At 66.4% G+C, this 13,140-nt stretch carries 8 protein-coding genes; 3 read left to right on the top strand and 5 right to left on the bottom strand.

All coding sequences use genetic code 11. The annotated features are described in order from the left end of the window. Positions 1 to 39 precede the first annotated feature (39 nt). Complete coding sequence (locus tag RAD16_RS05710) at positions 40 to 915, top strand: DUF6502 family protein (protein ID WP_458156889.1); 876 nt, start codon at positions 40 to 42, stop codon at positions 913 to 915. Continuing rightward, complete coding sequence (locus RAD16_RS05705; protein ID WP_458156888.1) at positions 912 to 2,126, top strand: DUF5666 domain-containing protein; 1,215 nt, start codon at positions 912 to 914, stop codon at positions 2,124 to 2,126. Before RAD16_RS05710 ends, RAD16_RS05705 begins: the two co-directional genes overlap by 4 nt. Before the next feature lie 37 nt (positions 2,127 to 2,163). On the opposite strand, the gene RAD16_RS05700 is transcribed toward RAD16_RS05705, so the two are convergent. Further along, positions 2,164 to 3,528: a peptidoglycan DD-metalloendopeptidase family protein gene (locus tag RAD16_RS05700; RefSeq protein WP_458156887.1), complete on the bottom strand. Its 1,365-nt coding sequence runs from the start codon at positions 3,526 to 3,528 to the stop codon at positions 2,164 to 2,166. Between the two features lie 112 nt (positions 3,529 to 3,640). After that, on the bottom strand, positions 3,641 to 4,321 hold the full coding sequence (locus RAD16_RS05695; protein WP_458156886.1) for a peroxiredoxin: 681 nt from the start codon (positions 4,319 to 4,321) through the stop codon (positions 3,641 to 3,643). Between the two features lie 195 nt (positions 4,322 to 4,516). Between RAD16_RS05695 and RAD16_RS05690 the strand changes: the two genes are divergently transcribed. Continuing rightward, on the top strand, positions 4,517 to 8,326 hold the full coding sequence (locus tag RAD16_RS05690) for a YhdP family protein (RefSeq protein ID WP_458156885.1): 3,810 nt from the start codon (positions 4,517 to 4,519) through the stop codon (positions 8,324 to 8,326). 203 nt (positions 8,327 to 8,529) lie between these two features. Here RAD16_RS05690 and RAD16_RS05685 read toward each other — a convergent pair whose 3' ends face one another. From RAD16_RS05685 to RAD16_RS05675, 3 genes are all read right to left on the bottom strand, one after another. Beyond that, positions 8,530 to 10,224, bottom strand: a complete 1,695-nt coding sequence (locus RAD16_RS05685; RefSeq protein ID WP_458156884.1) for a methyl-accepting chemotaxis protein — start codon at positions 10,222 to 10,224, stop codon at positions 8,530 to 8,532. 270 nt (positions 10,225 to 10,494) lie between these two features. Continuing rightward, positions 10,495 to 12,189 carry a methyl-accepting chemotaxis protein gene (locus RAD16_RS05680; protein ID WP_458156883.1) on the bottom strand — a complete coding sequence of 565 codons (1,695 nt, stop codon included), beginning with the start codon at positions 12,187 to 12,189 and terminating at the stop codon, positions 10,495 to 10,497. Positions 12,190 to 12,558: 369 nt separating this feature from the next. Continuing rightward, entirely contained in the window at positions 12,559 to 12,963 is a 405-nt protein-coding gene (locus RAD16_RS05675) for a DoxX family protein (protein WP_458156882.1), read from the bottom strand. Between the last annotated feature and the right edge of the window lie 177 nt (positions 12,964 to 13,140).

The raw sequence follows: 13,140 nt of genomic DNA, 5'->3' as shown, positions 1-13,140 counted from the left end.
GGGATTGTGTCCCACGTGTGGCCCAGGTACAATTCAGACATGAATGCCAAGTCCGGGTCCAAAGCAGCGGCGCCGCAGCCGAATGCCGCCGCGAAGCTGCACGCGCCGCTGGCGCGGCTGCTGCGCCCGCTGGTGCGGCTCTGCATCCGCAGCGGCATGACCTTTCCGGCGCTGGCGCAGCTGCTTCGCGAGCTTTTCGTCAACGTCGCCGAGCACGATTTCGCACTGGAGGGAAAGGAGCAGACCGACAGCCGCGTGAGCCTGCTCACCGGCATCCATCGCAAGGAGGTGGCGCGGCTGCGCGGCGCGGGTGCGCCGGTGCACGAGGCGCCGGCGGCGGTGTCGCTGACCAGCGCCGTGATCGCGCGCTGGCTTGCTGCGCCCGAGTTCACCGACGCCAAGGGCGAGCCGCTGGCGCTGCCGCGTACGGCCGAGGGCGATGAGCCGTCATTCGAGCAGCTCGTCGCCTCCGTCACCAAGGACGTCCGGCCGCGCGCGGTGCTCGACGAATGGGTCGACCGCAAGCTCGTCACCATCAACGAGAATGACGAGATCGAGCTGGTCGAGGCCGCCTTCGTCCCATCGGGCGAGGACGACAGCAAATGGCACTATCTCGGCCGCAACCTGCACGACCACATCGCAGCCGCCGCGCAGAACGTCTCGGATGGCCCGCGCTACCTCGAACGCGCGGTGCATTACAACAACATCTCGCCGAAGCTGGCGCGGCGCCTCGAGGCGCGCTCGCGCGAGCTCGCGATGGACGCGCTGAAGACTGCCAACCGCGAAGCCAACCGTGCGCTCGCCAAGGACAAGGGCGGCGATGCCCGCTGGAACTTTGGCATCTACATCTACAGCGAGGACGCTGACGAGGAGGGCGACGGGAAAGAGGGCGGCAAAGAGAGTGGCCCCACATGAGCCGGCCGCCGCTGATCTCCCGCCGCCTGCTGCTGACCGGACTCTGGCTCGCCGGCACCGCGATCGCCCGTGCGCAGAGCGGGCGCGGCACCGATCAGGGTATCGGCGGCACGGGGCTCACGCGCGGTGATGATCACGGCATCGGCGGCACCGGCATCGTCGGCGTGATCCAGCGCTTCGGCAGCATTTACGTCAACGGCGAGCGCGTCACTTACGCCAGCGACGTTCCGGTCCGGATCGACGGCGAGGCGGCCAGCGTCAAGGCGCTGCGCATCGGCCAACTCGCGCGCGTGGTCGCGACCCGTCAGGCCGACGGCACGCTGGTCACGCGCAACATCACGATTGCGAGCGAAGTGTCGGGTCCGATCGAGCAGGTGAAAGGCAACGAGCTCACCGTGCTCGGTCAGAAGATCGTCGCGAGCGACAAGGAGACCAAGCTCCGCGCCGGCGCTCAGGTCGCCGTCTACGGCTTGCGCCGTACCGACGGCGTCATCGTCGCCAGTCTGGTCGAGCCGCGGCGCGATGCGGCGGCGCGCGTCACGGGTCTCGTCGAGCGCGGGCCTGACGGTCTGCATATCGGCGGGCTGAGATTGAGCGGCGTCGATCCGTTGCTGGTCGGACAGCGTGTCCAGATCGAGGGCAATGCGAGCCAGGGCGCGATGCAGGCCACGCGTACGCGGATCGACGATTTCTCGGATCTCGTCGGCGCGAGCCGGCTCTCGATCGAGGCCTATGTGCAGCGGGCGGGCGCAAACCTCCAGCTCGGCTCCGGGCTGGTCGCGCGTGAAAGCTCGCGGTTCGGGCCCGCGGCGGGCGAAGCACGCATGGTGGTCAACGGCGTGTTCGATCGCTCGCGCGGTCTGCAGCTCGACTCGGCGCAGGCCGTCGGCGGCCAGTTCCCGGGATCGCCGAAGCAAGGGCCTGGAGGTGCGGGCGGTCCCAACCGGTCGGGCGGCGGCTCGATCCTGCATCCGAATCGCACCACGCCGAATCCCGGCGGTGGACAGCCCGGCGCGCCAGGCGCCCCCGGCGGAGCTGCGCCTGGATCGAGCCCCGGTGCGAACCCCGGCTCGGCTCCGTCGGGTCGACCGTCAGGTCCGGGCGGCATGGGCTCGCCCGGCGGGCCGATGGGACCCGGCGGTGGAATGGGTGGTGGCGGCTTCGGAGGTCCCGGAGGCCCGGGAGGTGGAATGGGCGGCGGCCGGCGCTAAAGGGCCGTCTGTCTCGGAAAAGGAAATGGCGCGGGACTTAGCCCGCGCTGAGACGCACGCCGGCGCGCAGAAACTTCTGCGGGTCGACCGCTTCGCCGTCGATGCGGGTTTCGTAGTGCAGATGCGGGCCGGTAGAGCGCCCGGTGGAGCCGACGAGGCCGACGACCTGACCGATCTTCACAATCTCGCCGACCTTGACGCTGATCTCGGAGAGATGGCCGTAGCGGGTCGACAGCCCATTGCCGTGATCGACCTCGACCATGCGGCCGTAGCCGCCGGACCAGCCGGCCGAGACCACCTTGCCGTAGGCGGTGACGCGGACGGGATCGCCGGTGGCGGCGCGGAAGTCGAGACCGGTGTGCATCGCGGGCCGGCCGAGGAAGGGATCGCTGCGCACGCCGAAGCCGGAGGTGAACTCGACCTCGCCGATGACGGGCTTGCGATAGGGCACCAGCGCCAGCGTGCGATTGAGCCGGTCCATCTCGGCGCGGGTGACGTTGATGCGGTTGAGCTGCTTCTCGAACGGCCCGGCATTGGCCGTCAGCTTGACCGGCACGAACGGGCCCCCCATGGCGCTGCGCGGCACGGCGGCTTCGAGATTGGCGAGGTTCAGACCGAGATCGCTGACGACACCGCGCATCCGGCGCATGCGCGAATCCATGCCTTCCTCGACGGCGCTAAGCGCCGCAATCTGGCGACGCTCGACCTGGTCGAGAGAGGTCGTGAGCCGGACCAGGACATTGTCAAAACCCTGGTTCTTGGCGAACTGACTGGTCGGCGGCGCCAGCGCGGCCGGCGCGCGCGACTCAAGCCGCGCTTCGCGATCCGGCGGCGCTACGAAGATCACGGTGTCGCTGATCGGCGACGGTTTTGGCGTGCCCTGTGTCGTTGCCTGGCCGGCGTCGCCACGCTGCGGCGTCGTGCGGGGGATCGATCCGGTGACGTCGGGCATGGCGCCAAGCGCCGTCGCCCGGGACTCCAGCGCCGTCTGGCGCTTCATGATCTGGTCGAGCTTCTGGTCGAACTGCTCCTGGTCGAGCAACTGCCGGCTGGTGGTGCGGTCGACCTTGGCGCGCAGCTCGGTGATGCGGTCCTCATAGGCGTACTGCATCTCGGCCTGGCGGGCGATCAGCCGGGTCAGCACGTCGTCGCGGAAAGCGAAATAAGTGGCGGTCGCAGCCGACCAGAGACCGAGCAGCACGACGGTGCCGACCACGATCCAGAACACCACGGGTCCGAGGCGGACCTGCTTGCCGTGATGCACGATGGTGTAGGCGTCGTCGCCCGCGGGAACGGGGATCGCGGCGGCGACTGCGGCGGTAGGACGGCGCTGGAAGGCCCGTCCGTGGTCGTGGGGGTGATGTTGGGGGTACTGCGAGTATTGGGCAGAACTTTTCGACATCGGCACTCCCGCGCCGGTCGGATGGGTTCCTTGCGGCCTAATTGCCGCAGCAATCTGGGCCGGTCATGGTTAATTTTCCGGAAACGGAACCGTTGGAACTTAACGGGCTGGTTTAAAGACTTCTTGCCGCTTCCAGCACCTGATCGGCATGGCCGTCGACCCGGACATTGCGCCAGACCTTGGCTACTTTGCCGTCACTCCCGACCAGCACCGTGGTGCGAAGAATCCCGAGGAAGCTCTTGCCGTACATGGATTTTTCACCCCAGGCGCCATACGCCTGCAGCATCTCATGCTGCTCGTCCGAGATCAGGGGGACACCGAGGCTATGCTTGTCGCGAAACTTCTCCTGGGCCTTTAACGAATCAGCGGAGATGCCGAGTACGGCGGTGCCGGCGTCGGCGAAGGCCGGAGCAAGGCGCGTGAAGTCGATGGCCTCCCGGGTGCAGCCGGGTGTGTCGGCGCGGGGGTAGAAAAACAAGACGAGCTTCCGGCCGGCGTAATCCGAGAGCGTGGCCACGCTGCCGCCGTCGCGGGGCAGGCGGAAGGCGGGGGCCTTCTGACCCTCGGCCAGGGATCCCTTCGCCGCGGCGGCGGATTTGGAGGAATTTAACTGTTTCGATGTGGCCCCATGCGATGCTGTCTTTGCTATGGTCGCCTTTGATTTGCTGGCCGGCGCCCGCTGTGTCTTCGCGGATTTTGTTTGAGTTGATGCTCGCGCTTTCAGGGTCTTCTTTTTAGCGGTCGGACTGCCGGAGGGCGTTTTGGACGATTTCTTTCGGGATTTCTTGGACATACGCCTTCCTTTCGACGCTTTCGGCGGGTCAACCAAAGCGGTATTGCAGCTCTCGTCCGGCACGCCGGATTCGCGCCCCTGGCTGGGCAAGTCTGACGGCGCCGGAGTATGGTTACAAGGAATTCCACGCACCACCCCACTGCTCGTTGAACGCGCTCCCGGGGCGAAATGACGAACAGCAGGAATATTCGAGGTATGGCGGCAACGCCGGGGCGGGGCGCTTCGATCCCCGTCGACGGCTGCGGTCCGGGCGGCGCTCAATCCTATGATGGGCGCCTGTATCGAGAGGCAATGGCAAGGAATACGTCGCCCCAGGATCACAATCGGGATTTCGATCGGCGCGGCGGCCAGCAAGAACCGCCGGAGTGGGACGAGGCCGGTTGGGATCAAGATCAGGAGGACGAGGAGGCGGGTCATCGCGCACGCCGCCTCTTGTCGCGTTCCAATTCGCGCTTTCGCGTCGGCGGCTTCTCGTCGGTTCGGCGGTCGCTGCCGAGCGGGCGCTGGCTTCGTCGGATCGCAATTGTCGTCAGCGTCCTCGTCGTCATCTTCATGAGCTGTTTTGGCGCGCTGTGGTGGCGGCTCGGCGCCGGTCCCATCAATCTCGACATCGCAACGCCCTGGCTTGCAGCGGCGATCGAGGACAATATCGGCCACGGCAATACGGTTGAGGTCGGCGGCACCCAGATCGAGCGGGCCGGCCGGGTCCGCATCGCCGTCCGCATCCGCGACATCGTCGTCCGCGACCACGACCATGCCATCGTCGCCACCGCGCCGAAGGCCGAGGTGAGGCTGTCGGGTGCGGGCCTGCTGATGGGCCATCTGCGCGCCGAGAGCCTCAATCTTGTCGACGCCGAGCTTGCGATCCGGATTGCGCCCGACGGGACCGTCACCGTGTCCGCGGGCGACACGGCGAAGCCGCTGGCGACCGGCGTTGCCTCCAAGAAGGACGCGGGCCTGCCGCCGACATTCCCGCGCAACGGTGTCCCGCCGCCGCCCTTCGCCACCGCGCCGGTGGGCCCGGACGCGTCGCAAGCCGCGCCTCAGGCGACGGCGCAGAGCGGAATTCTCCAGGGCCTCGACTGGCTCGACAGTTTGAGCATGACCGGCCTCGACGGCCAGAACCTCAACGAGATCGGTCTGAAGAACGGCAACCTGATCGTCGACGATCAGCAGCGCGGCAGCAAATGGTCGTTTGAGAACATCACGCTCAGCCTGCGCCGGCCGACCCATGGCGGCGTCACGCTCAGCCTCGGCGAAGAGGGCGCGCGCCCTTGGTTGCTGCGTGCCACGATTGGCCCGGCCGAGAACGGCGTGCGCTCGGTCGATATTCGTGCCGACAAGGTCTCGACCTCCAACATCCTCCTCGCGCTGCGGGTCAAGGACCTCACCTATACCGCCGATCTGCCGCTAACCGGCGAGCTCAAGGGCGAGCTCGGCCGCGACGGCGTGCCGACCTTCTTCCGCGGCAAGGTCACGGTCGGCGCGGGCAACATCATCGACACCGACACGCCCGACTATCCGATGGCGATCGACTCCGCCGAGATCAATGTTGAATGGGACGCCAACCGGCGCGTGCTGGTTGCCCCATTCAAGATCCTCTCGGGCGCGAACCGCCTGACGCTGCTGGCGCATCTCGAGCCGCCGAATGGCAGCATCAACGATTGGCAGCTCGGCTTCAGCGGTGGATCGATCCTGCTCGGCGGCATCGACAACGAGCCGCCGCTCGTCTTCAACCGGATCGCGATCGGCTTCCGCTTCGACACCGACCACAAGCGCCTCCTGCTGACGCAGGCCGACATCTCCAACGGCGAGATCGGCGTCGCCGGCACCGGCGCCATCGACTATTCGGGCGAGCCGCGGCTGACGCTGGGCTTTGCGGGAACGCCGATGTCGGCCTCCGCGATGAAGCGGATGTGGCCGACGCTCGTCGTTCCCGAGTTGCGCGAATGGGTGATCGAGCGGATCGAGCGCGGCACGCTCCAGCGCATCGAGATCGGGATCAACTCGCCGACGAAGAACCTGCCGCGCAAGGGCCCGCCGATTCCGGACGACGGCCTGTCGGTCAACATCGTGGCGAGCGGCGTCGCGGTCCGCCCCGTGGACGGCATGCCTGTCGTGCATGATGCCGATCTGAAGGCGCACGTGACCGGGCGTACCGCGACCGTGACGATCGGGCAGGGCATCGCCGATACACCCGCGGGCCGCAAGATCACGATCTCCGACTTCACCTTCGAGGTGCCTGACATGGCGCCAAAGCCGTCGCCGTCGCGAACGAGATTCCGCGTCGACGGACCCGTGCCTGCGGCAGCCGAGATGCTCTCCAACGATCGCCTGAGCGATCTGTCGTCGACCGTGGTCGATCCCAATACCAGCAAGGGCACGTTCTCGGCAAACATCCAGCTCAACCTGCCGGTCAAGGGCGAGCTGACCAAGTCCGATACGGCTTACGCGGTGGCCGCCGACCTCAACGGTTTCTCCGCCGAAAAGTTGGTGATGAACCAGAAGCTGGAGGCCAACAACCTCAAGATCGCGGCCAACAACCAAGGCTATCAGGTCAAGGGCGACGTCAAGATCAACGGGCAGGCCGCCTCGCTCGACTATCGCAAGCCGGTCGAAGGCGACGCGGATGTCCGCTTGCAGGCGACGCTGGATGATGCGAGCCGCGCGCGCCTCGGCTTCGATCTCAGTCCCGCCGTCAGCGGCTCGTTGCCGATCAAGCTGTCGGGCAAGATCGCCGGCGGGCCCGACCAGACCACCAAGCTCGGCGTCGAGGCCGACCTGACCTCGGTCAAGCTCGACAACATCCTGCCCGGCTGGGTCAAGCTGCCGGGCAAGTCGGGCAAGGCCAGCTTCAAGGTGGTGCCGACTGCGCAGTCGACCCGTTTCGAGGACATCGTCATCGAAGGTGGTGGCGCTTCGATCAAGGGCTCGCTCGAGGTCGATCCAAACGGCGATCTCGTCAATGCGAACTTCCCGACCTATTCGCCATCCGACGGTGACAAGGCCTCGTTGAAGGTCGAGCGCAGCCAGGATGGCGTGGTCAAGGGCACGATGCGCGGCGACGTGTTCGACGGTCGCGGCTTCCTGAAATCGGCGATCTCGGGCAATTCAAAGGACGATGCCAAGAGCAAGATGAAGAACGTCGATTTCGACATCGACGTGAAGCTCGGCGCCGTCATGGGATTCAACGGCGAGGCGATGCGCAGCGTCGACGCCAAGATGTCGCGCCGCAGCGGCGCCGTGAAGGCCTTCACGTTGAGCGGCAAGATCGGCAACGACTCGCCTGTTGCGGCTGACCTGCGCGGCGGGCGCGCCCAGGGCAACCGCGAGGTGATTTACCTCCAGACCAACAATGCCGGCGCGCTGCTGCGCTTCACCGATACCTACACCAAGGCGGTCGGCGGCCAGATGGTGGTGGCGATGGAGCCGCCCACATCCGACCCGAACACGTCGCGCGAGGGCCTCATCAACGTGCGCGACTTCACGGTGAAGGGCGAGGCGCAGCTCGAGCGGGTGGCTGCAGGCGCTCCGAATGGTACCGGGAATGGCGTCTCCTTCACCGCGCTCCGCGCCGAGTTCACGCGGCAGAACGGCGCGCTGACGGTCCGCGACGGCGTGGTCAAGGGGCCGATGATCGGCGCAACCATCGAAGGGTCGATCGACTATCCCGGCAACCAGGTCTGCATGAGCGGCACCTTCGTGCCGATGTATGGCTTGAACAACATGTTCGGACAAATTCCAGTGCTCGGGTTGATCCTGGGTGCCGGCGATAAAGAGGGATTGATCGGCGTGACCTATGAGGTCATCGGCACGCCGGCCGCGCCAGTGATGCGCGTCAATCCGATCTCCGCGATCTTTCCCGGCGTGACCCGCAAGATCATGGAGTTCAACACCGGCAAGCAGAACTCGCCGTTCGAGGAATTCCCCTCGCAGTCGAATGACGGCTCTTCGACCGGATCGAGCCGTCAGCTCTCGAGCGGCTGCAGCCTCACGCGGCGATAGCCGGGGGGCCGGCGCGATCGGGCACTCGCTTGGGCTCCTGACGGTGGGGGCGGCCGAAATCACCTGAGACCTTGGATTGCGGACGTTTCCCCAGGCGTCATGGCCGCGCCCCGGCCATCCACGGCTCGCCGCGTGCCCCCAAAACGTAGATGCCCGGGACAAGCCCGGGCATGACGACAATCGGTTAGGAATATCTGCGGCGCTTACGCCGCGCGCACGCCGGCCAGGAAGGTCCCGACTTCGCCGGAGAGCTGCTCGGCCTGCTTGGAGAGGTTCGAGGCAGCGGCGAGCACCATGCCGGCGGCGTTGCCGGTCTCGTTGGCGGCGGTGCTGACGCCGCCGATATTGGTGGTGACCTCCTTGGTCGCCTCCGCGGTCTGCGAGACGCTGCGGGCGATCTCGGCGGTGGCGGCGCCTTGCTCCTCGATGGCGGCGCCGATCGAGGTGGCGATGCGGCTGACCTCTTCGATGGTGGCGGTGATGCCGCCGATCGCGTCCACGGCCTCCCTGGTCGCGCCCTGGATCTGCGCGATCTTGTCGCCGATCTCGCGGGTGGCTTCCGCGGTCTGGCTCGCCAGCGACTTCACCTCGGAGGCGACGACGGCAAAGCCGCGGCCGGCTTCACCGGCGCGGGCGGCCTCGATGGTGGCATTGAGGGCGAGAAGGTTAGTCTGCGCCGCGATGCTGGAGATCAGCTCGGCGACGTGCTCGATCTGCTGGGCGCCATCCGAGAGCGCGCGCACGATGGTGTCGGTGCGGCGTGCGCTGTCCACGGCGCGCCCCGTCACTTCGGCGGACTGCGCGACCTGGCGGCTGATCTCGGTGATCGAGGAAGAGAGCTCCTCGGCGGCGGCAGCGACCGTCTGGACGCGCTGGCTGGCTTCGGTGGCGGCCGAGCCGACCACGGCGGCGCGGCGGTTGGTGCCTTCCGCAGTGGACGACATCGACTTGGCGGTGGTCTCGAGCTCGCCGGAGCCCGAGGCCATCAGGCCGACGAGCTGGCCGACCGAGGCATCGAACCGGTCGGCGAGCGAGATCAGGGCGTCGCGCTTCTCCTGCTCGCTGCGGGTCTTGGCGGCGACCTGCTCGGCTTCGAGGTTGCGTGCCGTAAGCGCGGTCTGGCGCAGCACTTCGAGCGTCTCGGCCATGCGGCCGATCTCGTCGCCGCGGTCGGTCTCCTCGACCGGCTTGTCGATGGCGCCTTCGGAAATCTCCTGCATGCGGTTCTTCTGACGATCGAGCGCGCCGAGCACGTCGCGAGCGATCAGCCAGGACAGCGTCGCCATCAACAGCATCAGGCCGACACCGATCGCGGCGAGCTCCAGCGTCAGCGCGCGGACATCGGCGTCGATGTCGTCGACATAGAGGCCGTAGGCAATCGCGACGTTCCACGGCGCAAACTGGCGAGCGAACACCATTTTGCGAACCGGAACGGTCTCGCCCGGACGCGGGAAGAGATAGGACAGGGTGCTGCCTTCAGGTGTGAGCTTGCCGGCGGCCACCGTGGCATCGCCGATCACGATGCCATTGGCATCCTTGATGCCGTTGTTCTTGCCTTCGAGCTGCGGCGCGCCGCCATTCATCATGACGGTTGAATCGGCGGTGTAGACGACCGGATAGCCCTGGCCGCCGTTGAACTTCATCTGCCGGCCGCGCAGCTTGAACTGGGCTTGCGCATCGGCGAGCGTCATCTTGCCGGCCGTGACCTCGTCCTGGAGCGATTGCGCGAAGCCGTGCAGCAGGTCGACCGCCGTCTGCATCTGGTGCGCGCGATCGTCGAGCATGCGAGTCTTGCTGAGATAGCCTGAGGCGACAATGAGGGCGGTGACAGTGAGCGCTGCGAGTGCAACCATACTGGTGAGCTTGGTGCGAATCTTCAGGTGACTGAGCAGCGTCATGACGGCCTCGCGAACGGTTGTAGAATGCTTGTTCTCGCGTAGCCGTATCAGGAAGTCCTTACCATTCCTGAACGCATCGCATCGCGCGTTCAGGCGTGGCGCAATTCGCGCAGCCGTGGACACGCGGATGCAAACGAGACGCCGACACCTGCGTCGTCGTGTCCAGGAAAAATATGGATCGCGATGGTGTTTGCGCGACCGAATGCCGGTTCGATCGATGCATCGATTCGCCGATGCATCGCCGCGTTCGGCCCGCAGAAGTCGCGCGGCTTACGCCGCGCGCACGCCGGCCAGGAAGGTCCCGACTTCGCCGGAGAGCTGCTCGGCCTGCTTGGAGAGGTTGCTAGCCGCAGCGAGCACCATGCCGGCGGCGTTGCCGGTCTCGTTCGCGGCGGTGCTAACGCCGCCGATATTGGTGGTGACTTCCTTGGTCGCCTCCGCGGTCTGCGAGACGCTGCGGGCGATCTCGGCGGTGGCGGCGCCTTGCTCCTCGATGGCGGCGCCGATCGAGGTGGCGATGCGGCTGACCTCCTCGATGGTGGCGGTGATGCCGCCGATCGCGTCCACGGCCTCCTTGGTCGCGCCCTGGATCTGGGCGATCTTGTCGCCGATCTCGCGGGTGGCCTCGGCGGTCTGGCTCGCCAGCGACTTCACCTCGGAGGCGACGACGGCAAAGCCGCGGCCGGCTTCGCCGGCGCGGGCGGCCTCGATGGTGGCATTGAGGGCGAGAAGGTTGGTCTGGGCCGCGATGCTGGAGATCAGCTCGGCGACGTGCTCGATCTGCTGGGCGCCGTCCGAGAGCGCGCGCACGATGGTGTCGGTGCGGCGTGCGCTGTCCACTGCCCGCCCGGTCACTTCGGCGGATTGCGCGACCTGACGGCTGATCTCGGTGATGGAGGAGGAGAGCTCTTCGGCTGCGGCCGCAACGGTCTGGACGCGCTGGCTGGCTTCGGTGGCGGCCGAGCCGACCACGGCGGCGCGGCGGTTGGTGCCTTCCGCAGTGGACGACATCGACTTGGCGGTGGTCTCCAACTCGCCGGAGCCCGAGGCCATCAGGCCGACGAGCTGGCCAACGGACGCATCGAAACGGTCGGCGAGCGAGATCAGGGCGTCCCGCTTCTCCTGCTCGCTGCGGGTCTTGGCGGCGACCTGCTCGGCTTCGAGGTTGCGTGCCGTGAGTGCGGTCTGGCGCAGCACTTCGAGCGTCTCGGCCATGCGGCCGATCTCGTCGCCGCGGTCGGTCTCCTCGACCGGCTTGTCGATGGCGCCTTCGGAAATCTCCTGCATGCGGTTCTTCTGGCGGTCGAGCGCGCCGAGCACGTCGCGAGCGATCAGCCAGGACAGCGTCGCCATCAGCAGCATCAGGCCGACGCCGATCGCGGCAAGCTCCAACGTCAGTGCGCGCACGTCGGCATCGATGTCGTCAACATAGAGGCCGTAGCTGATGGTTGCGTTCCAAGGGGCGAATTTGCGCGCGAACACGGTCTTGCGAACGGCTTCGGTCTGGCCGGGGCGGGGATAGAGATAGGAGGTCACGCCGCCCTGGGCATTCTGGGCGGCGACGTTGATGATCGCGTCGGCGATCAGGACGCCGTTGGCGTCGACGGCGCCGGTGATCTTGCCTTCGAGCTGCTGGTTGGCGCCGTTCACGAGCAGCGAGGTGTCGGGATTGTAGACGACGGGGTAGCCCTGACCACCATTGAAGCTCATGCGCCGTCCGCGCATGTGGAACTGGGCCTTCGCCTCGGCCTGGGTCAGCTTGCCGGCAGTCACGTCGTCCTGGACCGACTGGGCGAGGTTGTAGAGCATGTCGACCGCGGTTCTCATCTGCTGGACCCGGTCCTCCATCATGCGGCTCTTGCTGAGGAAGGCCGATACCGCGATGATGGCTGTGACTGTGAGAGCCGCAAGACAGACCATGCTGGTCAGCTTGGTGCGGATCTTCAGATGGCTCAGCAGCTTCATCACAGCCCCTATGGAATGGTTGTTATTGTCAACATCGGTAGCATCAAGTTCTTACCAATCATGAACATAGCCATGCGGCAGCCCGCCGCGCGGGACAGCGTCCGCAGCCTTATGCGCAACCGTGCAGGCAAATCGCCATGCGCCGACGTGCCTCAGCGCGCGTGTCGGATAAGATCGACCTTGGACTTGGGTGGTCATCGAGCTCTGCCGGTGCGGCCATGAAGCGATTCGTTCATCGCCTCATCATGTCCGTGCTGCTCGTCGCGGCCCTCGTTCTGATCTGGAACGTGCTGGGCTCGCGGTAGATGGCACCGGCAGCGCCGGTGCCATCCGTTACTTGCGCGTCAATGGCGCGCGTCAGCGTCGCTGTTAGTCCTTGCCCATCGCCGCATCGGCGCTGACCGAGCCGCCGCCGGCTGCGGAGAGGTAGAGGCAGGCGAAGCAGAACAGGATCGCCGCGGTGCCGCCGTTGAGCAACGGCAGGAACACCGGCGTCTCGCCCTTGAACATGTGGCCCATGAAGTAGGCGAAGGCCATCTCGCCCGAGAGGATGAAAGCGGCGAGGCGTGTGAACAGGCCGATCATCAGCAGCGCGCCGAGCACGAGCTCAAGCGTACCTGCGGCGTAGATCAGCGGCGGGATGTTCGCGAAGTAGGGGAGCACCGGAAACTTGAACAGCTTGGCGACGCCGTACTGGAACAGCAAGAGGCCGGTGAAGAAGCGAAACAGGCTCAAGAGAACCGGCTGAAAGCGAACGAGATAGGGAAAGTTCATTGGTTTGTGCCCTCCATCCAATGCCTGCGACTAGGACCGCATTCAGTTCCACCCTGCAAGCTGCCCAGGCTCAATTCGAGCTGACATTTTTGTCATGTCGGACAAAACACCGCAGGCAGGACTTTCAGCCGCTCGCGATCCGCATTTTTTGCGGCCGCTCGCGTCACGCCCATCCGT

It is taken from the genome of Bradyrhizobium sp. 18BD (assembly GCF_054185225.1).
This window is presented reverse-complemented; position numbering and strand designations above follow the sequence as displayed.